General features: G+C 71.3%; 20 protein-coding genes. 10 read left to right on the top strand and 10 right to left on the bottom strand.

Annotation, left to right across the window (positions count from 1 at the left end; genetic code table 11):
* Positions 1 to 43 precede the first annotated feature (43 nt).
* The 5 genes from EXU48_RS02775 to EXU48_RS02755 all read left to right on the top strand — a co-directional run bounded on the left by EXU48_RS02775 (position 44) and on the right by EXU48_RS02755 (position 3,898).
* Complete coding sequence (locus EXU48_RS02775) at positions 44 to 607, top strand: hypothetical protein (RefSeq protein ID WP_133106020.1); 564 nt, start codon at positions 44 to 46, stop codon at positions 605 to 607.
* 49 nt (positions 608 to 656) lie between these two features.
* Complete coding sequence (locus EXU48_RS02770) at positions 657 to 2,150, top strand: AAA family ATPase (protein WP_133106019.1); 1,494 nt, start codon at positions 657 to 659, stop codon at positions 2,148 to 2,150.
* A gap of 94 nt (positions 2,151 to 2,244) precedes the next feature.
* Positions 2,245 to 3,189, top strand: a complete 945-nt coding sequence (locus EXU48_RS02765) for a GNAT family N-acetyltransferase (RefSeq protein ID WP_165962663.1) — start codon at positions 2,245 to 2,247, stop codon at positions 3,187 to 3,189.
* 77 nt (positions 3,190 to 3,266) lie between these two features.
* Complete coding sequence (locus EXU48_RS02760) at positions 3,267 to 3,509, top strand: type II toxin-antitoxin system Phd/YefM family antitoxin (protein ID WP_133106017.1); 243 nt, start codon at positions 3,267 to 3,269, stop codon at positions 3,507 to 3,509.
* Positions 3,509 to 3,898 carry a type II toxin-antitoxin system VapC family toxin gene (locus EXU48_RS02755; protein ID WP_133106016.1) on the top strand — a complete coding sequence of 130 codons (390 nt, stop codon included), beginning with the start codon at positions 3,509 to 3,511 and terminating at the stop codon, positions 3,896 to 3,898. Before EXU48_RS02760 ends, EXU48_RS02755 begins: the two co-directional genes overlap by 1 nt.
* Before the next feature lie 21 nt (positions 3,899 to 3,919).
* On the opposite strand, the gene EXU48_RS02750 is transcribed toward EXU48_RS02755, so the two are convergent.
* Both EXU48_RS02750 and EXU48_RS02745 read right to left on the bottom strand, forming a co-directional pair.
* Positions 3,920 to 4,663 (bottom strand): class I SAM-dependent methyltransferase, encoded by a 744-nt coding sequence (locus tag EXU48_RS02750; RefSeq protein ID WP_133106015.1) that lies wholly within the window; start codon positions 4,661 to 4,663, stop codon positions 3,920 to 3,922.
* A 61-nt stretch (positions 4,664 to 4,724) separates the two neighbouring features.
* Positions 4,725 to 6,623: a bifunctional metallophosphatase/5'-nucleotidase gene (locus EXU48_RS02745; protein ID WP_207947589.1), complete on the bottom strand. Its 1,899-nt coding sequence runs from the start codon at positions 6,621 to 6,623 to the stop codon at positions 4,725 to 4,727.
* Positions 6,624 to 6,869: 246 nt separating this feature from the next.
* On the opposite strand from EXU48_RS02745, the gene EXU48_RS02740 reads away from it, so the two are divergent.
* Positions 6,870 to 7,223, top strand: coding sequence for a VOC family protein (locus EXU48_RS02740; protein WP_133106014.1), 354 nt, complete (start codon positions 6,870 to 6,872; stop codon positions 7,221 to 7,223).
* A gap of 40 nt (positions 7,224 to 7,263) precedes the next feature.
* Here EXU48_RS02740 and purD read toward each other — a convergent pair whose 3' ends face one another.
* The 3 genes from purD to aceA all read right to left on the bottom strand — a co-directional run bounded on the left by purD (position 7,264) and on the right by aceA (position 11,632).
* A complete protein-coding gene (gene purD, locus EXU48_RS02735; RefSeq protein WP_133106013.1) occupies positions 7,264 to 8,517 on the bottom strand; it encodes a phosphoribosylamine--glycine ligase in 1,254 nt (417 codons plus the stop codon).
* 86 nt (positions 8,518 to 8,603) lie between these two features.
* Positions 8,604 to 10,295: a malate synthase A gene (aceB, locus tag EXU48_RS02730; RefSeq protein WP_165962662.1), complete on the bottom strand. Its 1,692-nt coding sequence runs from the start codon at positions 10,293 to 10,295 to the stop codon at positions 8,604 to 8,606.
* Entirely contained in the window at positions 10,295 to 11,632 is a 1,338-nt protein-coding gene (aceA, locus tag EXU48_RS02725) for an isocitrate lyase (protein WP_133106012.1), read from the bottom strand. The genes aceB and aceA overlap by 1 nt, the downstream gene beginning before the upstream one ends.
* Before the next feature lie 140 nt (positions 11,633 to 11,772).
* Between aceA and EXU48_RS02720 the strand changes: the two genes are divergently transcribed.
* Entirely contained in the window at positions 11,773 to 13,227 is a 1,455-nt protein-coding gene (locus EXU48_RS02720; RefSeq protein WP_268958137.1) for an XRE family transcriptional regulator, read from the top strand.
* 33 nt (positions 13,228 to 13,260) lie between these two features.
* Here the strand turns inward: EXU48_RS02720 and EXU48_RS02715 are convergent, their stop codons facing one another.
* Positions 13,261 to 14,976 (bottom strand): BCCT family transporter, encoded by a 1,716-nt coding sequence (locus EXU48_RS02715; RefSeq protein ID WP_133106011.1) that lies wholly within the window; start codon positions 14,974 to 14,976, stop codon positions 13,261 to 13,263.
* Between the two features lie 205 nt (positions 14,977 to 15,181).
* On the opposite strand from EXU48_RS02715, the gene EXU48_RS02710 reads away from it, so the two are divergent.
* Positions 15,182 to 16,801: a carboxylesterase/lipase family protein gene (locus EXU48_RS02710; protein ID WP_133106010.1), complete on the top strand. Its 1,620-nt coding sequence runs from the start codon at positions 15,182 to 15,184 to the stop codon at positions 16,799 to 16,801.
* 54 nt (positions 16,802 to 16,855) lie between these two features.
* Here EXU48_RS02710 and EXU48_RS02705 read toward each other — a convergent pair whose 3' ends face one another.
* The gene (locus tag EXU48_RS02705; RefSeq protein ID WP_133106009.1) at positions 16,856 to 18,142 is read right to left on the bottom strand and encodes an adenylosuccinate synthase; all 1,287 of its coding nucleotides are present in this window, start codon (positions 18,140 to 18,142) and stop codon (positions 16,856 to 16,858) included.
* A gap of 57 nt (positions 18,143 to 18,199) precedes the next feature.
* Complete coding sequence (locus tag EXU48_RS02700) at positions 18,200 to 18,610, bottom strand: DUF3151 domain-containing protein (protein ID WP_133106008.1); 411 nt, start codon at positions 18,608 to 18,610, stop codon at positions 18,200 to 18,202.
* A 127-nt stretch (positions 18,611 to 18,737) separates the two neighbouring features.
* Here EXU48_RS02700 and EXU48_RS02695 point away from each other — a divergent pair, with 127 nt between their 5' ends.
* The gene (locus EXU48_RS02695; RefSeq protein ID WP_133106007.1) at positions 18,738 to 19,052 is read left to right on the top strand and encodes an STAS domain-containing protein; all 315 of its coding nucleotides are present in this window, start codon (positions 18,738 to 18,740) and stop codon (positions 19,050 to 19,052) included.
* A gap of 4 nt (positions 19,053 to 19,056) precedes the next feature.
* Here the strand turns inward: EXU48_RS02695 and EXU48_RS02690 are convergent, their stop codons facing one another.
* Entirely contained in the window at positions 19,057 to 21,216 is a 2,160-nt protein-coding gene (locus EXU48_RS02690; RefSeq protein ID WP_165962661.1) for an ATP-binding SpoIIE family protein phosphatase, read from the bottom strand.
* Between the two features lie 82 nt (positions 21,217 to 21,298).
* Between EXU48_RS02690 and EXU48_RS02685 the strand changes: the two genes are divergently transcribed.
* On the top strand, positions 21,299 to 21,703 hold the full coding sequence (locus EXU48_RS02685) for an STAS domain-containing protein (RefSeq protein ID WP_133106005.1): 405 nt from the start codon (positions 21,299 to 21,301) through the stop codon (positions 21,701 to 21,703).
* Positions 21,704 to 21,824: 121 nt separating this feature from the next.
* Here EXU48_RS02685 and fbaA read toward each other — a convergent pair whose 3' ends face one another.
* Positions 21,825 to 22,847 (bottom strand): class II fructose-bisphosphate aldolase, encoded by a 1,023-nt coding sequence (gene fbaA / locus EXU48_RS02680; protein WP_133106004.1) that lies wholly within the window; start codon positions 22,845 to 22,847, stop codon positions 21,825 to 21,827.
* Between the last annotated feature and the right edge of the window lie 23 nt (positions 22,848 to 22,870).

Here is a 22,870-nt window from a genome sequence, read left to right as displayed (position 1 = left end):
GCGCCGGCTTGGGTCCGCAGCCGGCGGGTGCGAGGCTAGAGCCATGACGGATGATGTGTCGCAGCAGCGCTGGGTCGGGACGAACGAGGCGTCGAGCGCGTGGGCGGATGCGGCCCGTGAGGTCCTCGTCGAGGTGGCCGGACACTACCCCGGCCTGATCACCTACGCCGATCTCGCCGAGCAGGTCCAGGTGCGCACCGGACTGCGCACCCGCTCGCCGTTCCGCTCCTGGATCGGTGGCGTCCTGGCGACCGTGGTCGCCCGCGTGCGTGCCGACGGGTTGCCGCCGTTGACGTCCCTCGTGGTCAACCGCACCGATGGCGAGGCGCAGACCGAGGAGGCCGTCGCCCACGCCCGGCTCACCTGCTACCGCCGCTACGCCGATGACATCCCCGCCGAGGTGATCGCCGCCGCGGACGCCGAGGCGCGGGCCAAGGAGGTGCAGGCGCAGGAGGCCGCCCGCGCCCGCAGCGTTCGCCCGAGCCGGCCGCGCACGCCTCGGGCACCCCGTGAACGCGCGCAGCCGACCCCCGAGGCGGCCCCGAAGATCTGCCCGACGTGCTTCGTGCAACTGCCCGCGTCCGGGATCTGCGACGAGTGCGGGTAGCAGGCTGAATGCGGCGCGGCTGGGCCGGCGCGCCTGACAGGATGGCGCCATGACCACTCCGCCGGCCAACGGCGTACCCGACACGCTGCCCGCAGCAGTGACCGCGTTCCTCACCGACTTCCGCGCCCTCGCGCACCTGGCCGAGGAGTTGCACGCCCGCGACGACGCCGGCGGAGAGCCGCTGTTGCCCGTGCTCACCGCCCACCTGGGCATCGACCCACGCACCCCGGCCACGCTCACCGAGGAGATCAGCCCGCTCCGGACGGCGGACGCGGACGTCGCCCTGGAGCACGTGATCGCAGCGCACGGCGGCGGCACCCAGCTCGGCATCGGGGGCGGCGACCAGCGCTGGCACAACTCGCTCAGCGAGATCGTGCAGTACTCCGGCCAGCACGGCATGTTCCCGATCGGGCCGGTCGAGTTCCGCCCGGTCCCGGTGGGCCCGGACGCCGAGCGCTCCGTGGTCGCCTTCGGCCTGCACCTGTTCACCTTCGACACCCATCCGGTCGCCGTGCTGCAGCGGGGCAGCAATCCGCAGTTCGGGGCCGCGGCCAAGCTCGAGGTGCTGACGCCGGACCGGGAGGTCGCGACCGCCTTCCTGACCGAGGTTCGCGCCGCGATGAACGCCCACAGCGTGCTGCGCCGGCAGGTCGTCACGTTCACCAGTTCCGAGTACGGGCCCAGCGCGGGCGGGGTCACGTTCCATGCCCGCCCCGCCGTCGGGGCCGGTGACATCGTGCTGCCCGAGGGGACCTTGCACCGGATCGAACGGCACGTGCTCGGCATCGGCGCCCACGCCGAGGCGCTCGCCCGCGCCGGCCAGCACCTCAAGCGCGGGGTGCTGCTGTACGGGCCGCCGGGCACCGGGAAGACCCTGACCGTGCGGTACCTGGTGGGTGCCGCGAGCGACGCCACCGTGATCCTGCTCTCCGGGCAGACCCTTGCGCTGGTGACCCTGGCCGCGGAGACCGCCCGCACCCTGGCCCCGGCGATCGTGGTCCTGGAGGACTGCGACCTCGTGGCGGGAGCCCGCAACCCGCACACGTCCTCGCCGTTGCTGTTCGAGGTGCTCGACGCCCTGGACGGTCTCTCCGCCGACTCCGACGTCACGTTCCTGCTCACCACCAACCGGGTGGACGTGCTCGAGCCCGCGCTCGCGCAGCGGCCAGGCCGGGTGGACCTCGCCGTCGAGATCCCGCTGCCCGACGGCGCGGCGCGGCGGGCGCTGCTGGACCTGTACGCCGATGGTCTGGGCTTCTCCGAGGCGGCCCGCGCGGAGGTCGCCGAGGGAGCGGCGGGCGCGACCGCCAGTTTCGTCAAGGAACTCGTGCGACGCGCGGTGCTGCTCGCCGCCGAGGCCGGAACGCCGGAACGGATGGGCGACGAGCAGTTGCGCTCCGCCCTCGCGGAGATGATGTCCGACGGCGAGGCGATCACCCGGGCCACGCTGGGCGGCTCGCGGACGGACGAGGTCGACGACTTCGACGTCGGCGACGATGACGAAGCGGGTATGGGCTGGTTCGCGTGCGAGGACGACCGCTGACCCCGCTGCGCTCCATTTGCACTTGACGGCCCGGGGGCCTGCTACGCCACCCTGGGACGCCCACCTGTTCGATCCACCCTGGAAGGCCACCTCGATGTCACTGCGCTGGAGCACCCTGGACACCGACTCCGTGCCCGCCTGGGCCGAGCTGACGAACCTGCTCGCCAAGGTCGACCGCACCGAGGAGTACTACGAGGCGGAGGATCTGGCCGAGGAACTCGGCGAGCCGGGCTTCGACCCCGCGCTCGACTCGATCGCGGTGTGGGACGGCGACACCCTGGTCGCCTACAGCCAGCTCCGGGTCTCCCTCGCCCTCACCTACGAGGGCACGGCCCGGGCGATGATCGGCGGCGGGGTGCACCCGGACTGGCGCGGCAGGGGCATCGCGACCCGGATGTTCGACGAGATGGAGCCGCGCGGCCGAGCGCTGGCGGCCGAGCGCCACCCGGGCGAGCCGTTCGAGCTGCGCGCGTCCGGCGGCCTGGAGTCCGACCCGGTCCGGCCTCTGCTGACCGGGCGCGGCTACGAGATCGTCCGCTATTTCACCGCGATGCAACGCCCCCTGCCCGGCGACCCGCTGCCCGAGGTCACCGACCCACGGGTGGTGCCGGTCACCGAGGAGCTGGCCGAGCCGCTGCGGCTCGCGCACAACGAGGCGTTCGCCAGCCACTGGGGCTCCGCGCCACAGGAACCGGAGCAGTGGGCCAAGGGCATGGAGGCACGCTCGCTCCGGCCGGCGACGTCGCGGGCCGCGGTGGCGGACGGCGAGGTGCTCGCCTACGTGATCACCGGCCAGTGGGTGGACCGCGAGCTCTATATCAGCATCGTCGGCACCCGCCCGTCCGCGCGCGGCCAGGGCCTGGCCCGCCAGGTGCTGACCGCGAGCCTGAGGGCGGCCGTGGCCACCGGCGAGTACGACCTGGTCGAGCTCGACGTCGACTCGATCAACCCGACCGGCGCCGGCCGCCTGTACGAGTCGGTCGGCTTCACACCGGTCCGCACCACCGCGACGTTCGCCAAGGTCGACCGGACCGACTGACTGATCCGGTCCCACGCGGGCACCGGAACGGATCGGGCCCATGGACCTAGCCCGACTTAGTCCGATACCCTGCAGGCATGGCGCGACAGGTCAATGTCCACGAGGCGAAGTCCAGCCTCTCGAAGCTGCTGGAACTCGTGGAGGCGGGCGAGTCCGTAGTGATCGCGCGCGCCGGGCGTCCGGTGGCCGACCTCGTTCCGCATCGCCGCACCGACATCACGTTCGGGACCGCGGCCGGGTTGCTTCACTACGACTCCGAGACGTTCGACGACCCCCTCGACGACATCGTCGATTCGTTCGAGGGCTCGGCGCAGCTCTGATGCTCCTCGACACCCACGTCGTTCTGTGGCTGACCGCCGACGACGGCCGGCTGGGCAGCAGTGCCCGCCAGCAGATCGCCGGGAGCGGAGCGGTGCTCATCTCGGCAGCGAGCCTCTGGGAGATCGCGATCAAGGCCGAGCTTGGCAAACTGGGCGTCCCGGACGACCTACCGGAGCGACTCGACCGGTCCGGGCTACGGTGGCTGCCGGTGACGGCCGCACACTCGTGGGCGACTCGTGACGTGCGAGGACTACCTCACCGCGATCCGTTCGACCGCCTGCTCGTCGCGCAGGCCGTGAGTGAGGGCGTGCCCCTGCTGACTGCCGATGCCGCACTTCTCACGGCCCATCTCGAGCCAGCGGTCACCCTCATCGACGCTCGGCGGTGAGGCGGTGCGCGTGAGGCCGCACTACTCGGGGCGCTGCGCGACGTAGACCCACTCCCGGCCGGGCCGGTCCGGTGCGTCACGCACGTCGCAGACGACGTAACCGGCCTCGACCAGCGAGGCCTCGACCTCCTCACGCCCGCGGAACCGCAGCCTCGACGTCGACTCGATGCGGACGCCGTCGGCGTGGAAGAGGGTCGGTGAGGCGAACTCGAGCACGCCGCCCGCGTAGGAGACGACCTCGACCCAGTCCTCGACCAGGCCGGCCGGGCCGCAGTCGACGACCTGACGCGTCGCCTCCGGCGTCCAGCCCTCCCAGGCACGCGCCTCCGGCCGGCGGGCCTCGAACACCAGGTGCCCGCCGGGCCGCAGCGCCCGGTGGATGCCGGCGAGCGTCGCGACCCAGTCGGCGTCGCTGAGGAACACCTGCGCCACGTTCGCCGTCATGGTCGCGACGTCCACGCTCAGGTCCGGCAGCAGGTCCGACACCGTGGTCGCGTCCCCGTCGAGCCAGCGGACCCGGTCGGCTCCCCGCTTGCCGCGGGCAACCTCGACGCTCGCCCGGGCGGGATCGACTCCCACGACGTCGATCCCCCGGTCGGCCAGCATCAGCGCGAACGTGCCCGTGCCGGAGCCGACGTCGAGCACGCTGCGGGCGCCGAGCTCATCGGCGACCAGGGCGACATAGACGTCAAGGTCACTACGATCGGGGTCGAGGGCGTCGTAGACGGCGGCGAGTCGGGGCTCGTCGAAGATCGGATCCGGCATACCGGCACGCTACCGAGCGCGACCAACCGAATTCCTGGGTTCGTTCGGGCGGTCGGGTGCCTCAGGCCTGGATGATCACCGGCTCCCCGTTCGCGACCAGGCGCCAGTCGGTCGCCGAGAACGTCGAGGAGTCGATCTGGCCGACGGCCGTGACCCAGTCGATGATGAGCTGACGGATCTCCACCTGCGCGTTGTAGACCACCGGGGCGGTCGTCACGCCCGGGAAGTTCCCGCCGCCGGACTGGCGGTAGTTGTTGATCGCGATGACGAACCGTTGCGCGGTGTCGATCGGGACGCCGTCGTAGCTCAGGCCGACGATGCGCGATCCCGGCGCCTGCGCGATGTCGATGTCGTAGGTGAGCGGCGCGGTGAAGCCGCCCATGATGTCGTAGTTGTAGTCGGGGGTACCGTTCGGCGCCGTCGGGGTGACGGCGTTGGTGACGTCGTCCGGGGCGAACGGGCCGGTGCCGGAGACCTGCTTGAAGTACGCGGCGGACTGCTCGAGGTAGGCGAGCACCTCGGCGCCGGTGAGCGTGATCGCGAGCAGGGTGTTGTCGAAGATGTACATGCCGGCGACGTCGCGGACCGTGACCTCGCCTGCGGGGATGGCGGCGTCCCGGTTGAACGGGGCCGCGATGGACAGCACCGGCAGGCCCGCCTCGGGAGTTCCGGCGAGGGCCTGGGTGACCGCGTCCGACTGGACGTGGTTGATGAAGTCCATCGCCGCGGTGTCCTCATAGCGCGAGGTCTGCGCGGACATCGCGGTCAGGTTCGTGCCGATGACCGAGTTCACGTAGTCGCGGACGATCTCGTGGTCGGCGGTGAGGATCTCCACGATCGCCGGGTCCTGCGGCACACTGTTCGCGTTCAGCAGGTGGGCGCGGGCGGACTCCACGCGCCAGCGGCCCCGCTCCTCCACCAGGTCCAGGTCCATGACGCTCAGCCGCATGCCCCAGCGCAGCGGTTCGGTGAGCAGCACCTGCGTGCCGGTGGCGGTGTTGGTGACGAACCTCTCCACGATCTCGGCGTGGGCGTGGCCGACGAGGATCGCGTCGATGTCCGGCACCTGTTCGGCGACCAGCGTGGCGGCGTTCTCCGGGTAGGGCAGCGCGTCCCCGTAGGAGGAGGAGGTGTCCGCGCCGGAGTGGGCCGAGACGATGACGATGTCCGCTCCCCTGCGCTTCATCTGCGGCACGAACACCTGCGCCTGCTCGACCAGGCCCGGGAAGTGCAGGATGCCCTCCACGTTCGCCTTGTCCCAGATCGCCACGCCCGGGGTGACCAGGCCGAGGATGCCGACCTTGATCGGGCGGGCACCGCGCGGGCGGACGGTGTGGATGACGTAGGGCTCGTAGGCGGGCTGCCCGGTGAAGTCGTCGACGGCGTTCGCGCAGAGCAGCGGGAAGTCCAACTGGTCGACGAACGTCTGCAGCGTGTCGAGGCCGTAGTTGAACTCGTGGTTGCCCATCGCGGCGGCGTCGTACCCGATCGCGTTCATGGCGGCGGCCATCGGGTGCACGTGCCCGCCCGTGATCGGGTCGATCTTGGCGTAGTAGTACGCGAGCGGGGTGCCCTGGATCGTGTCGCCGGCGTCCAGCAGCAGCGTGGTGCGCTCACCACGTTCGGTCCGCATCGCACTGACCAGGGTGGAGATCTTCGCGAGGCCGATGTCGTTGCCCGCCGAGTCCGTGTACTCGGCGTCCTTGAAGTAGTCCCAGTTGAACACGTTGCCGTGCAGGTCGGTGGTGCCCAGGACGGTCAGCCGCCGGCGGTGCGCGTCGTTGCGCCCGGGACCGTCCGGCGCGGCGTGTGCGCTCGGGCTGCCGACGATGCCGGCAGCCGCGGTGCCCGCGGTGCCGACGGCGGCCATCCCGAGCAGCCGGCGCCGGGTCACCTCCGAGTTCAGGAGGGCGGCGTGCGCGGTCTTCGCGTCGGAGGTGGGGGTGGGCTTGTGGGCCATGGGGACTCCTCGTCGAATCGCCGGCGGCCTGGTGGGCCACCGGGGTGGGGCGTCCGTCGGGGGGCGGACCGCGACGACACTACTCAGGACGACCCGGCTTGCACAGCGTCGGGACGGTGAACAGACGGCGACCGCCTCCGCTGGCTCGTGCGACGCAGGCCACGGCGCCGATCCTCAACCGACCCCGGGTTCTACCGACTACGGTCGCAAGCGCACCGACCATCAGGCACTGCGAAAGGACGTCCGATGACCATCAGAGCGCTCAGCATCATCGTCGAGGACGCCAGCGAAGCCGCCCGAGAGGTCTCCGAACAGTTCGGCTGGCCACGCGGACAGAGCGACTTCCACGAGTTCGCAGACGTCCACGCCGACGGCGTCGACCTGTGGTTCAGCACGTCGTCCGCGGTCCCGTCCGGACAGGTCGACGGCGTCACTCTGCATGTAGTCGTCGACGACGTCGACCAGCGCACCCACGAGATCCAGGCTCGCGGCGGGGAGCTCATCCTCGGACCCGTGACGCAGGACTTCGGCATGCGAAGCGCGATCTTCCGAGGGCCGGGTCGCCTCCTCATCGACGTCTGCGCCGAGGTGTCCGCATAAGAGCGTCACACACGGGCAGCCGTGGCCGAGTTGTGGTCGCTCACTCCACGGCGGCGATGTCCGTCCGGTACTGGCCGCCGTCGATCGTGATCGCCTCCACACCCGCGTAGGCGGCCGCGCGAGCGGCCGGCAGGTCGGCGCCCGCACCGACCACGGACAGCACGCGCCCACCGGCGGTGACCAGGCCGCCGTCGACCATGGCCGTACCCGCGTGCAGCACGTGCACGCCCTCGAGCGACTCCGCGTCCTCGACGCCGGTGATCGGGTCGCCGGAGCGGACCTGCCCGGGGTAGCCATGGGCGGCGATCACGACCGTGACGGCGGCGCCGGAGGACCAGCGCAGGTCCGGCAGCGCGTCCAGGGACCCGGTGGCGGCGGCATGCAGGGCAGTGGCGAGGGAGGACTCGAGCCGGGCCAGCACCACTTGCGTCTCGGGGTCCCCGAACCGGGCGTTGAACTCGATGACCCGCAGCCCGCGCGAGGTGAGCGCGAGGCCGCAGTAGAGCAGGCCGACGAACGGGGTGCCGCGGCGGGCGAGCTCGCGCACGGTGGGCAGTGCGACCCGGTCGACGACCTGCTCGACGAGGTCGTCGGGCGCCCAGGGCAGCGGCGAGTAGGCGCCCATGCCGCCGGTGTTCGGGCCGGAGTCGCCGTCGCCGAGTCGCTTGAAATCCTGCGCGGGAGCGAGCGGGACCACGTTCTCGCCGTCGCAGAGGCAGAACAGGGAGACCTCGGGGCCGTCGAGGAACTCCTCGACGACCACGGTGGCCCGGCGGCTGCGGTTCACGCACTCGGTGGCGTGGGCGAGGGCGACGTCACGGTCCCGGGTGACGACCACGCCCTTGCCGGCAGCCAGACCGTCGTCCTTGACCACGTACGGGGGGCCGAACGCATCCAGCGCAGCCTCGGCCTCGGCGACGGTGCGGCACACGTGCGCCATCGCGGTCGGGACGCTCGCCGCGGCCATCACGTCCTTCGCGAATGCCTTCGACCCCTCCAGGGTGGCCGCGTCGCCGTTCGGTCCGAACACGGGGATCCCGGCGGCGCGCACGGCGTCCGCGACCCCGGCGACCAGCGGCGCCTCGGGGCCGACCACCACGAGGTCGGCGTCGAGCTCGCGGGCGAGCGCGGCGACGGCGGCCGGATCGTTCGCGTCCACGTCGGCGTTGGTCGCGACCTCGGCCGTGCCGGGGTTGCCCGGGGCCACGGTCAGCGTGGTCGTCGCGGGGTCCGAGGCGAGCGAGCGGGCCAGGGCGTGCTCACGGGCACCGGAGCCGATCAGCAGGATCTTCACGGAACGCGAGCCTACCGGCCCACCCCGGCGCCCGAGTGCGCGCGATCACGAGTGCCGTGACCGCGCGCACCGATCTACCCCGGGGTTCAGCGCAGGTACTCGCGGTAGCCGCGGAGGGTGAAGAACTCCTCGAGCTCCTCACCGAGGGCGACGTCGCAGAACAGCCGGACGGCGTCGGCGAGCAGCGGGTGACCACCCGGTTCGGCTTCGCCGTGGATCCGCTCCGCCTCCTCCGCCACGAGGCGGCGCACCAGTGGCTCGGTGACCTCGATGCCCTCCTCGAGGACGACCCCCGCCCGACGCCACTGCCAGACCTGGGACCGGGCGATCTCCACGGTGGCGGCGTCCTCCATCAGGTTGTTGATGGCGACCGCCCCCTGGCCGCGCAGCCACGCCTCGAGGTAGCGCAGCGACACCGCGATGTTCGAGCGCAGCCCGACCAGACTGGCCCCGCCGCCCGCCGAGTCCACCTCGAGCAGGTCGGCCGGGTCCAGGAGGTCGTGCCGCTGCCGCTCGAGCTGGTGGTCACGTCCGCGCAGCACGCCGGTGAAGGCGTCCCGGGCCGTTGGCACCAGCCTGGGGTGCGCCACCCAGGAGCCGTCGAACCCGTCCTCGGCGTCCCGGTCCTTGTCCGCCCGGATCCGCCGCAGCGCGTTCTCGGTGGCCCGCTCGTCGGTACGGTTCGGCACGAACGCGGCCATCCCGCCGATCGCGTGGGCGCCGCGCCGGTGACAGGTGGCCACCAGCCGCTCGGTGTAGGCACGCATGAACGGGACGGTCATGGTGATCGTGTCCCGGTCCGGCAGGGTCACCCCGGTCCGCCACAGCGTCTTGACCAGCGAGAACAGGTAGTCCCACCGCCCGGCGTTCAACCCGGCCGAGTGTTCGCGCAGCTCGTAGAGCATCTCCTCCATCTCCAGCGCCGCCGGCAGCGTCTCGATGAGCACGGTCGCCCGCACCGTGCCGCGCGGGATCGAATACCGGTCCTGCAGGTAGCAGAACACGTCGTTCCAGAGCCGGGCCTCCAGGTGCGACTCGAGCTTGGGCAGGTAGAAGTACGGCCCCTGCCCGCGTTCGATCATGGCCGTCGCGCAGTGGTGGAAGTACAGCGCGACGTCGGTCAGCGACGCCGACGTCTCGCGCCCGTCGATCAGCAGGTGCTTCTCGCTCAGGTGCCAGCCGCGCGGGCGCATCAGCACCGTGGGGGTGCGCGCACCGACGATGTACTCCTTGCCGCCGGGCCCGGTGAAGTCCAGCTCGTCGCGGGTGAACCGGATCAGGTTGTGCTGCGCGTCGATCAGGTTCGCCCAGGTCGGGCTGGTCGCATCCTCGAGGTCCGCCATCCACACGTCCGCGCCGGAGTTCAGCGCGTTCACGGCCATCGCCCGGCTCGCCGGCCCGGTGATCTCGACCGTGCGCCGGCTCAGTCCGGGCGCCGGCGGCGCCACCTGCCAGGTGGGGTCGGCGCGGAGGTCCGCGGTCTCCTCGAGCAGCCCGAGTTCGTCTCCTCGGGCGAGCGCCTCCCGACGCTGCGCTCGACGTTCGAGGAGGCACCGCCGTCGGGCATCGAAGCGGTGGTGCAGTTCGACCACGGTGGCCAGGGCGCCCGGGGTGAGCACGATGTCGTCGCCGGGCACCCGCGGTGCCGTGATCGTCATGCCCGACGGCGTGGCGAGCCTGGTGCCTTCCGGTTCGGTCGGGTGCGTGGTCGGGTCGGCAGCAGTGGCCGACGGCGTCGGCTCGCCCGCGTAGGTGCGTGGCTGCGTGAGCGTGGTCATCAGAACTGCTCCTCTTCCGTCGAACCCGTCAGCGCGAGCGTGCCGGACGTCGGGTTCAGGGCGGTGGCCACCCGGTCGAAGTAGCCGGTGCCCACCTCCGCCTGATGCTTCACGGCGGTGTAGCCCCGCTCGGCCGAGGCGAACTCGGCCTGTTGGAGCTGCACGTACGCGCTCATCCCGGTGCGGGCGTAGCCGTGCGCCAGGTCGAACATCGAGTGGTTCAGGGCGTGGAAGCCGGCCAGGGTGATGAACTGGAACGCGTACCCCATCGCACCGAGCTCGCGCTGGAACCGGGCGATCGTGCCGGAGTCGAGGGCGGCGGACCAGTTGAACGACGGCGAGCAGTTGTAGGCGAGCTTCTTGCCGGGGAACTGCGCGTGGATCGCCTCGGCGAACGCCCGCGCGAACTCCAGGTCCGGCTTCCCGGTCTCCACCCAGATCAGGTCGCAGTACGGCGCGAAGGCCAGGCCGCGGGCGATCGCCGCCTCGGGCCCTGGGGTGACACGGTAGAAGCCCTCGGTGGTCCGCTCGCCGGTGAGGAACGGGCGGTCCCGCTCGTCGGTGTCGGTGGTGAGCAGGTTCGCACCGAGGGAGTCGGTGCGGGCGATGATCAGGGTGGGCACGCCGGCGATGTCGGACGCGAGCCGGGCCGCGTTCAGGGTCCGGATGTGCTGGGCGGTCGGGATGAGCACCTTGCCGCCCATATGGCCGCACTTCTTCTCCGAGGCGAGTTGGTCCTCCCAGTGCACACCCGCGGCGCCGGACGCGATCATCGACTTCATCAGCTCGAACGCGTTCAAGGGGCCACCGAACCCGGCCTCGGCGTCCGCGACGATCGGCGCAAGAAAGTCGCGTTCGTCCTCACCCTCACTGTGGGAGATCTGGTCCGCCCGCAGCAGCGCGTTGTTGATGCGGCGCACCACGGCCGGCACCGAGTTCGCCGGATAGAGGGACTGGTCCGGGTAGGTCTGCCCGGAAAGGTTCGCATCCGCAGCCACTTGCCAGCCGGAGAGGTAGATCGCCTCGAGCCCGGCCTTGACCATCTGCACCGCCTGGTTGCCGGTCAGGGCACCGAGGGCGTTCACGTAGTCGCGCGAGTGGATCAGGTCCCAGAGCCGCTGCGCGCCGCGGCGGGCGAGGGTGTGCTCCTCGGCCACCCGGCCGCGCAGGCTCACCACGTCCTCGGCGGCGTAGCTGCGCTCGATGCCGCTCCAGCGCGGGTCGGTGGCCCAGTCGCGGCGCAGCTGCTCGGCCGGGTCGAGCCGGACGGCCCGGCCCTCCTCGCTGTGCTGGGTGGACGGGTTCGGGGACTGGTGGGTCGTGGTCGTCACGGTCATTCACTCCTTCTCGGATGCGTCGTTCGGTGCTCGGTGGCCGCCTCGGGTGTGGCGGCTGTTGACGACTCTGCTGCAAGAACCAGTGCCCTTCCACGGTCAACTGTTGGAAAGATTCGCTTCTCTTTCGCTAACGTGAAGGCGTGAGCGCCGAGATCACCGATCCGCAGACCACCGTCCTGACCATCGGGCGGCGGATCCGGCACTTCCGGAGCACCGCCGGGATGACGTTGGACGACTTGGCCGGCCAGGTCGGCACCGCCCCGAGCCAGCTCTCGCTGATCGAGAACGGTCACCGCGAACCCCGGCTCACCCTCCTGCAGGCGATCGCGACCGCGCTCGGCGTCGAGCTCGCCACCCTGCTGGACGCCGAGCCGCCGAGCCGGCGCGACGGCCTCGAGATCGCCCTGGACGCCGCCCAGCGCGGACCGCTCTACGCGGCGCTCGGCCTGCCCCGGGTCCGGGCCGGCAAGCGGCTGCCCACCGAGGCCCTGGAGGCGCTGGTCGGGCTACACACCGAACTGGCCCGACGCTCCAGCGAGGCCAGCGCCACCCCCGAGGAGGCCCGGCGTGCGAACACCGAGCTGCGCCGGGCCATGCGGGCCCGGGACAACTACCTCGAGGAGATCGAGGACGCGGCCGAGGCACTGCTGGTCACGGTCGGGTACTCCTCCGGCCCGCTGACCCACCGCACGGTCGAGCAGCTCGTCTCCCATCTGGGATTCAGCCTCCATCACGCCCGGGATCTGCCCTCCTCCACCCGGACCGTCACCGACCTGGAGCACGGCCGGATCTACCTGCCGCCGGCGTCACTGCCGGGCGGGCACGGGCTCCGTTCCCTGGCTCTGCAGGCGGTCGCGCACCGGGTCCTCGGGCACACCCATCCCGGTACCTACGCGGACTTCCTGCGCCAGCGTCTGGAGATCAGCTACTTCGCCGCGTGCGTGCTGATGCCCCGGCACGCCGCCACCGAGTTCCTGCTCGCGGCCAAGCGGAACCGGGACCTCGCCGTCGAGGACCTCCGGGACGCGTTCGGAGTCACCCACGAGAGCGCGGCGCACCGGTTCACGAACCTCGCCACCTCCCAGCTCGGCATCACGGTGCACTTCGCCCGGGTCGGCCGGGACGGCACCCTCTACAAGGGCTACGAGAACGACGACGTGGACTTCCCGACCGACGTCACCGGCGCGATCGAGGGGCAGACGGTGTGCCGGCACTGGACCTCGCGCACCGTGTTCGACCACAACGACCTGGCCGGTGAGTTCCACCAGTACACCGACACCCCGTCCGGCACCTACTGGTGCAGCGCCCAGACCGGCCAGGGCGCCGACGGCGACTTCTCGGTCACGCTCGGCGTCCCGTTCGCGGCCGCGAAGTGGTTCCGTGGGCGCGAGAGCACATCCCGCTCGGTCTCGCGCTGCCCGGACCCGACCTGCTGCCGGGAGCCCTCCGCCGACCTCACCGCGAAATGGCGGGGCGCCGCCTGGCCCAGCGCGAAGCTGCACACGCACATCCTCGGCGCCCTCCCATCCGGCACGTTCCCCGGAGTCGACGATGCGGAGGTCTACGCCTTCCTCGAGGCGCACGCCCCGCGCTGACGGGTGCCGGGCGAGTCCGGGGTCCCGTCGCCGCTACGGGCGGCGGCGCGGCGGCTCGACCAGGCCGTCCTCGATCAACGTGCGGGAGACGTGCTCGGTCAGCCGGTCGCGCACCATCGCCCGTTGCGCGGCCACCATCTGCCGGCGCTCCGTGCGGAACTGTTTCAGGCAGGCGAAGACCATCAGCACCATCACCACGCTGAACGGGAGCGCGATGGCGATCGCGACCCCGCGCAGTGCCATCAGGCCGCCGGCGAATACCAGGGCGAGCGCAACGGCGCCCTCGAGCACACCCCACAGCACCCGGCTCCATGTCGGTGGCTCCGGATTGCCCCCGGAGGCGAGCATGTCCACCACCAGGGAACCCGAGTCCGAGGAGGTCACGAAGAACAACACCACGAGGAGGATCGCCAGACCGGCGACCACGGTCCCACCCGGCAGCCCCTCGAGCATTCCGAACAGTGTGTTCGACTCGTGCACGACGTTCTCCCCGGCAGCATCGGTCCTGACCAGGCCACCCTCCCCGAACACTTCCCGATACATGGCGGTGCCGCCGAGGACCGTGAACCACAGGAAACTGAAGACGGTCGGGACGAACAGCACGCCGAGCACGAACTCCCGGACCGTCCGGCCCCGGGAGATCCGAGCGATGAACACGCCGACGAACGGTGCCCACGAGATCCACCAGCCCCAGTAGAACGCCGTCCACCAACCCTGCCACTCCACGCCCTCGGCGTTGGTCACGGCGAGCGCCGAGGTGGAGAAACTCAGCCGAACGAGGTCGTGCAGGTACGCCCCTGTCGCCTGGATGTATTCCCTCAGGAGGAACAGGGTTGGCCCGGCGATCAACACGAAGACGAGCAGGCCGATCGCCATGCCCATGTTGATGTTCGAGAGCCACTTCATGCCCTTCTTCACCCCGGTGACCACCGAGATGACCGCCAACAGCGTGATCGCGCCGATCAGGACTGCCAGGGTCAGGTTGGACGGGGTACCGATGATCTCGAGGAACTCCAGGCCGCCCGCGACCTGGGCGACACCGACTCCGAGCGAGGTGGCCACACCGAAGAGGGTGCCGACGATCGCGGCGACGTCGATGACGTCGCCGAGCCAGCCCTTGACCCGGCCCCCGAAGAGCGGTTCGAGTGTCCACCGGATCGAGATCGGCCGCCCTTTGACGTGCACGGCGTAGGCGACCGCCAGGCCGACGACCACGTAGATGGCCCACGGGTGCAGGCCCCAGTGCAGGAAGGTCATGACCAGGGAGTCCTCGATCCCCTGTTCGTCCATCGCCGCGACCCCGGACGCCCGGTTCGGGATCCCGGCGAAGTGGTGCAGCGGTTCCGCCACCCCCCAGAACACGAGCCCGATGCCCATTCCCGCGGCGAACAGCATCGCCAGCCAGCTCCCGATGGAGAACTCGGGGTCCTCGTCGTTCTTGGCGAGCTTGATGTCACCGAAGTGGCCGAACCCGCACCAGAGCGCGAACAGCACGAACCCGGTCACGATGACCGTGTAGTACCAGCCGAAGCCGCCGACGATCCCGGACTGGAGCGTCGCGATCGCCTCGGTGACGGCATCGCCGCCGAGGGTCGCGATGGCGACGAAGGAGACGACGATGATCAGAGCCGGCCAGAACACCGGCGGGTGGATCGACTGATACCAGCGCCCCCGCGGCGACGGAGTCGGCGGCGGCGGATTCGAGGGCGGCAACTCCCCCGGCGTGGCCTCGGTCTCGCTCGTCTGCATGCGGTGTTCTCCTCGACGGCTGGTTCGGGATGAACTCGACGTTGCGGGCACGCTATCGACAGACTCCTCGCCCAGCACCTCGGAACCCGACCTTCGTCGGTAGCGCTCCAGACGTTCGGGCGCTGTTGCCCGCGGCCCGAGGCTTGATGGACTGACGGTCCACCGGCGCACCCTGCGCCACCGACCCGAGGAGTTGTCGCACCCGATGCCGACACCGCAGCGAGCACATCCACCGATCCCGCGGGTCCTTCCGATCATCACCGTGGTGCTGACCGTCGCCGCCATTCTCGGCCTCCCCGGCCCTGCCGCGGCCGGGCCCGGTCGGACCGTGGTGGCCACGGACGGCGGTCTGGTCCGGGGCACGCTCCACGACGGGACCCGCACGTTCCAGGGCATCCCGTACGCGGCCCCGCCCGTTGGCGAGCTTCGCTGGCGCGCTCCGGAACCCCCCGAGCCGTGGCGCGGCGTGCGTGATGCCACCACCCCGGGGCCCGCCTGTGCGCAGAACCCGGGCGAACTGCCGGAGGGCAGCACCAGCGAGGACTGCCTCTCCCTGAATGTGACCACCCCGGCCGGAGCCACGGACGAACCGCTGCCGGTGATCCTGTGGGTGCATGGTGGCGGCTTCTACCAGGGCGCGAGCCACAACTACGACGCGACCCGGCTCGCGACCCGGGGCGACGCCGTCGTGATCACGATCAACTACCGCCTCGGGATGTTCGGTTTCCTCGGCCTGCCCGGCCTCGAGGGATCGGGCACGTTCGGGCTGGCCGACCAGCAGGCCGCGATGGCGTGGGTGCAGCGCAACGCCGCCGCATTCGGCGGCGACCCGGACAACGTCACCCTCGCGGGCCAGTCCGCCGGTGCCGTCAGCACGTGCGCCCAACTAGCCTCGCCGGGCGCGGCCGGGCTGTTCGACCGGGCGATCATGCAGAGCGGTTCCTGTGACCTGGCCTGGCTGGCGAACACCGTGTACCAGGGCCAGCCGGCCGATGACATCCTGCTCCCGGTGGCGACCGTCCAGGAGCGTGGCCGGGCACTCGCCACGGAACTCGGCTGCTCGAGCGATCACCCGGACGCGGTCCTCGACTGCTTGCGGGCCCTCCCCGTGGAGACCCTCAGGCCGGTCATGGACGGGTTCATCCAGCCCGCGTACGGCACCGACCTGCTCCCCATCGAACCGAGCGAAGCGATCGCGACCGGCGCCTTCAACCGGGTCCCGGTCCTCTCCGGGCACACCCGCGACGAGTCGACGCTGGAGGTGGTCGGCTACGAGGGCGGCGCCGGGCCGATGGGCGAACAGACCTACGAGGAGGTGATGACCGAGACGTTCGGCGAGGACCGGGCGGCCGTCGAGGAGGTCTACCCGAGGAGCGCCTACCCCTCCGGCGCGGCGGCGTGGGCCGCGATCGCCACCGACTCCAAGTGGGCAGCCGGCCAGTACGCGACCTCGGCCGCGTTGTCGAGGTACGTGCCCGTCCACCAATACGAGTTCTCCGACCCAGCCCCGCCGTTCAGCAGCCCGGCCCCGATGAACATGGGGGCCTACCACACCTCCGAGCTCTGGTCCTTCTTCTCGCTCAGCGGCGTCGAGCCGACGCTCACCCCCGCGCAGCAGCACCTCGCGGACCAGCTGATCGACTACTGGGCCGCCTTCGCCGCCACCGGGGACCCGGGCTCCGCCGCGGGCCCGGCCTGGCCGAGGTTCGACGGCACCGCGGACACGCCGTACGTCCAGTCGTTCGCTCCCGGTGCGATCGCGCCGGTGGACGTCGCCGCCGAGCACCACCTGGACTTCTGGCGGACCCTGATGTCCGGTCGGTGACGACCACGGTGCGCGTCGGGGCCCGAGGCGAGCCCGCCGTCCGGGCCGGACGCTTCAGTCGAGGAGGTCGTGGCGGACGATCGTGGCCTCACGGTCCGGGCCGACGCCGATGGAGGAGATCCGGGTGCCGGACATCTCCTCCAGGGCGAGCACGTAGCGCTGGGCGTTGACCGGCAGCTCCTCGAACGTGCGGCAGTGCGAGATGTCCTCCCACCAGCCGTCCAGTTCCTCGTAGACGGGCTTCGCGTGGTGGAACGCGGACTGGTCCACGGGCATCTCGTCGTGGCGCACCCCGTCGACGTCGTAGGCCACGCAGACCGGAACCTTCTCCTGCCCGGTGAGCACGTCGAGCTTGGTCAGCACCAGGTCGGTGAGGCCGTTGACCCGGCCGGAGTACCGGGCGATGACGGCGTCGTACCAGCCGGTGCGGCGTGGGCGGCCGGTGGTCACGCCGTACTCGCCGCCGGTCTTGCGCAGGTGCTCGCCCAGGTCGTCGTGCAGCTCGGTCGGGAAGGGGCCCTCGCCGACGCGGGTGGTGTAGGCCTTGATGACGCCGACCACCCGGTCCACCCGGCTCGGGCCGATCCCGGCACCGGTGCACACCCCGCCGGCGGTGGCCGAGGAGGAGGTCACGAACGGATAGGTGCCGTGGTCCACGTCGAGCATGGTGGCCTGGCCGGCCTCGAACACCAACGTCTTGCCGGCGTCGAGCGCCTGGTTGAGGACGAGTGAGGTGTCGGCGACCATCGGGCGGACCCGGTCGGCGTAGGAGAGCAGCTCGGCGGTGACGGCGTCGACGTCCGCGGCCCGCCGGTTGTAGATCTTGACCAGGATCTGGTTCTTCTGGGTCAGGGCGCCCTCGACCTTCTCCCGCAGGATCTTCTCGTCGAAGAGGTCCGAGATGCGGATCCCGACGCGGTTCATCTTGTCCGCGTAGGTGGGGCCGATGCCACGGCCGGTGGTGCCGATCTGGCGCTTGCCGAGGAACCGCTCGGTGACCTTGTCCAGCGTCCGGTTGTAGCTGGGGATGACGTGTGCGCTCGAGGAGATGAGGAGCCGGGACACGTCGACGCCCCGGGAGGTGAGCGCCTCGAGTTCCTCGAACAGGACCTCCAGGTCCACGACCACGCCGTTGCCGACGACCGGCACGCAGCCGGGTGAGAGGATCCCAGAGGGGAGCAGGTGCAGGGCGTACTTCTCGTCGCCCACCACCACGGTGTGGCCGGCGTTGTTGCCGCCGTTGAACTTGACGACGTAATCCACCCGCGAACCGAGTTGGTCGGTCGCCTTGCCCTTGCCTTCGTCGCCCCACTGGGCGCCGAGGACCACCACCGCTGGCATCGAAGAGTCCCTTTCGTCGCGGAACCGCGTATCGGGCCCCCGGCTAGGTTACTGGGATCAGAGGGAGCGTGCCGCCGGGTCCGAGTCGTCCGCGAACGTCCGGCACCGCTGCGCCTCCTCGGTCTCCCCGATCTGCTCGGCGGCGTCCGCGAGCGCGAGCAGCGCGATCAGGAAACCCTGGTTCGGTGCGTGGTCGGCGGGGATCGGCCCGTGGCCCTTCCAGCCGGACCGGCGCAACGCGTCCAGGCCCCGGTGGTAGCCCGTGCGGGCGTAGGCGTAGGCGGCGACCGGGTCGCCGGCGGCGAGGGCCTCGCGGGCCAGCATGCCCCAGGCGTAGCTGGCGGCGGGCAGGCGGGCGGCGACGGCGCGCAGGTCCTCGCCTGCCGCGAGCGCGGCACGCGCCGCGACGTCGGGGTGGTCGGCGGGCAGGAGGGTGGGCGCGGGGCCACCCAGCAGATTCTCGGCCATGGGGTCCAGTCTCGCACCACTCGCGTATCACCAGGCCCGGCCGGTCCCGACGGCGTGGGCCGGGCTCGACATGCGGGTCACCGGTACCGCAACTACCCTCGCACGAGAGCGGGACGGGAGGTCCGGCGTGATCGATGTGTCGGCCTCGGCGTCCGAGGCGCTCGTCACCGTGACAGGCGATCTTGACCTGTCCGCGAGCGAGAGCGCTCCGGCGGCCCTGCGCCGGGCTGGTCAGCTCGACTCCGAACGACTCGTCCTGGACGTCTGCGGGATGGGCTTCATGGACTCCAGCGGGGCGACCTGGCTGATCACCCTCGCCGACCGGGTCCGGCGCCGCGGCGGCACCACGGTCCTGCGGGGCGCCAGCGACCGCGACATGTTCGTGCTCAGCGTGACGGGGGCCATCGACCTGTTCGAGATCGACGCCACCCACCGGTGCTAGCGCCCTAGAGGAGGCCTTCCGGGATCTCCTGGCGCATCCGCGCCCACACGACCTTGCCGGCCCCCGACGGGCGCCAGCCCCAGTCGGCCAGCCGAGTGACGATGCGCATGCCATAGCCGCCGACCCGCGCGGGGTGCACCTCGAGCGAGGTCGGGGGGACGGGGTTGCCGTCCTCCACCTCGATCCGGAGGCCGTCCCCCGGATCCTTCAGACTCAGGACCACCGAGCCCCACCCGTGCAGAACCGCGTTCGAGACCAGCTCGGCGACCACCAGCTCCGCGGCACCGGCGTTGGCCACCCCCCAGAGCTCGCAGGTACTGACGGTCAGCCGCCGAGCCATGCGCACCGAGTCGGTGTCCGACGAGAGGCGCCAGCGCGCCTGCCTCGGGCTCCGCGCCCCCGCCGGGCCGGTCGGCTCCGGGAGCCGGATGATGACGACGGCGATGTCATCCTCGGGCGGCTCGGACAGCCTGCGCAGCAGCGCCTCGCCCACATCGGCGGCGCCGGTCGCGGCGGCCGCCGCCTCCTGCAGGATGCCGCGCACCAGCTGCACACCGTCCTGGATCGTCCGGGACCGGCGCTCGACCAGTCCATCGGTGTAGAACATCACGACGTCACCGGGACGGACCCGGACCGTCGCCGTCTCGCGTTCGGCCCCTCCGAACCCCATCAGCCGGCCGGGGGCGCCATCGAGGTCGCGGACCTCGCCCCCGCTGATCAACAACCCGGGCAGGTGGCCCGCGCGGGTGTAGTCGAGCACCCAGGTGCCGGTCTCCTCATCGGCCGGCGTGAGCGTCGCGTAGACCAGGGATGCCGGCCGCGGTATCCGCATGCCCTCGAGGATTCCGTCCACCTTCGTGAGCACGGTCCCGGGGTCGATGAGTTCCGTCGCGAACGCTCGCACCACGGACCGCAGCTGGCCCATCGAGGCGGCCGCCTCCACGTCATGGCCGACCACGTCCCCCACCACGGTCGCGACGGTGCGCTCGTCCAGGTGGACCACGTCGAACCAGTCCCCGCCCACCTGCGCGTGCTCGGCGTTGGGCGCGTAGTACGTCCACACGTCCAGTCCGTCGACCTGGTCCTGTTCGGGCAGCATCGCCCGCTGCAGGGCCTCGGCGACCCGGTGCTCGGCCTCGTACAGCCGGGAGTGGTCCATCGCGAGCCCGACCCGGCGGGCGACGAGTTCCAGGACGGTCTCGGACTCCTCCTGGTCATCGCCGACCCCACGCTGAACCACCGCCATGACCCCGAGGGTCCGGCCCCGCCCGAGCAGCGGGAGCACGAGCAGCTCACCGCCCGGAGCGAGCGTTCCGCCGAGCGCCGCGCGGGCGTGCTCGACGAGCTGCGCGCTCGGACTGCCGGCCGACTCCACCGAGTCAACGCCGATGCGGACGCGCCGCATCAAGGTGGCCCCCAGCAGCCGGCCGACGGGATCGTCCTGATCGGCCACCGCCCGCCCCGGCGGCCGCTGCCCGGCGGCCACGCCACCGGCGAGGCCGCTGATCGGCGTGAGGACACCGTCGTCGGCGAAGAAACCGCACCAGGGGTACAGGTGTCGCGTGAGCAGTCGACCGATGGCGTCCAGCACCTGGTCGTCACCGACCTGCGACAAGATATCGGAGACCCGGGCAACGGTCTCCAGAGCGTGCCTCGAGTGGTAGCCGAGGTCCGGCGACGGAGTGGCGACCGGCTCGAGCGCGCCGAACTGCACGGCAACGAAGAAGTCCAGCGAGTCCCGCCCATCGAAGTGCGGAGTGATCATCACGGGCACGGCCACCTCCTCGCCGTCCGGACGCAACGTCGGCAGGGTCATCGGGAACGGCTCGCGGTCCATCGCATGTTCGGCCAGCCGGGCCAGCACCACCGACCGGTAGCCGGGGCTCAGGATGTCCCCGTCACGCGCCTTGGCCTCGGCGAGGCTGTACCCGCTGGCCCGCTCGAACGCCGGATTCATCCACGTCAGTTCCGGCCCGTTGCTGGTCACACCGATCACGACGACGGCGTGATCGCCGTTCAGCACGGTCTCGGCGGCCACGGCCCGGGCCGCGGTGAGCCGACGCTCGGCCACGTCCCGGCCACCGGCCACCTGCCGTGTGCGAGTCCCTGACGGCGATCCGAAACTCACCTCCACATCCTCGGCCGGGGACGGGATATTCGTCACCTGCATCCTCCATCGTCTACGGTGTGACCTGTCGGCGGACGGCGAGTGTGAGCCCGTCCCTATACAGCCTGAGGAGGCATGTGTGGCAGACGCTAACAGCCCGGGCAGCCCGCCGTCTTCGGTGCCCGATCACGGTGGGTCGGTACACGCCCTCCTCGAGTCCGAATGCACCCGCCTGATCCTCTCCGGCGAGATCGACCTGTCTCTGAACGCCGACCTGACGGAGGCTGTCGCCGACGCCGAGGCGGCCGGACTCCCGGTCCAGGTGGACACCCGTCACGTCACGTTCATGGACTCCTCCGGGATCGCGCTGCTGGCCAGGCTGGCGAGCCGGACCCCCGGCCGGCTCACCATGATCAAGCCGCCGGACGTGGTCCGCTTCCTGCTCGAGGTGACCCGGATCGGGGAGATGGTGGACGTCGTCGACACCGACGAGCCCGCCCCCGCGGCCACGAACTCCGCGGCGCCCCCGCCGGAACCGGCCTGACCGGCCGCCGAACGCGACCCGCCCCGCTCGGCGGATGCTGCGCCGTCGGCCACCGAACGACGAGATCCCCCGCCGGACGGCGCGAACGGGCCGACCGACGAGGGATCGAGGGCGGAGGCCCTCAGCTCAGCTTCTGACCTGCCGAACGCAACTGCTGCGCGGCCTCGACGATGCGGGCCGCCATGCCACCCTCGGCCAGCTTGCCCCAGGCCCGCGGGTCATAGGCCTTCTTGTTGCCGACCTCGCCGTCGACCTTCAGCACGCCGTCGTAGTTGCTGAAGATGTGGCCGACCACCGGGCGCGTGAACGCGTACTGGGTGTCGGTGTCGATGTTCATCTTGATGACACCGTTGTCCACGGCCAGGGCGATCTCGTCGGCCGTGGAGCCGGAGCCGCCGTGGAAGACCAGGTCGAACGGGTTCTCCTTGCCCACCTCGGCGCCGACCGCCTGCTGGATCTCGCCCAGGATCTCCGGGCGGAGCTTCACGGCGCCCGGCTTGTATACGCCGTGCACGTTGCCGAAGGTGAGGGCGGTCAGGTAGCGGCCCTTCTCGCCGGTGCCGAGCGCGCGGACCGTGGCCAGACCGTCCTCGACCGTCGTGTAGAGCTTGTCGTTGATCTCGTGGGAGACGCCGTCCTCCTCGCCACCGACCACGCCGACCTCGATCTCGAGGATGGTGCGGGCGGCCTGGGAGAGCTCGAGCAGCTCCTCGGCGATGACCAGGTTCTCGTCCAGCGGCACGGCGGAGCCGTCCCACATGTGCGACTGGAACGAGGGCAGTTTGCCGGCCTTGACCTGCTCGGCCTCGATCGCCAGGAGCGGGCGGACCCAGCTGTCCAGGTTGCCCTCGGCGCAGTGGTCGGTGTGCAGCGCGACGGTCACCGGGTAGTTCTTCGCGACCTCGGCGGCGTAGGCGGTCAGGGCGAGCGAGCCGGCGATGCGGTCCTTGATGGTGGAGCCGGAGGCGTACTCGGCACCGCCGACGGACACCTGGATGATGCCGTCACTCTCGGCCTCGGCGAAGCCCTGCAGCGCGGCGGTCAGGGTCTGGGAGGAGGTGACGTTCACGGCGGGGTAGGCGAACTTGCCGGCCTTCGCCCGATCGATCATCTCGGCGTATACCTCGGGGGTGGCGATGCCCATGGTCTCTCCTGTGTCTTGATTTC

It is taken from the genome of Occultella glacieicola (genome assembly GCF_004353825.1).
GTDB classification, from domain to species: domain Bacteria; phylum Actinomycetota; class Actinomycetes; order Actinomycetales; family Beutenbergiaceae; genus Occultella; species Occultella glacieicola.
The sequence above is the reverse complement of the archived record's forward strand: the minus strand, read 5'-3'. Positions and strand labels throughout refer to the sequence as shown.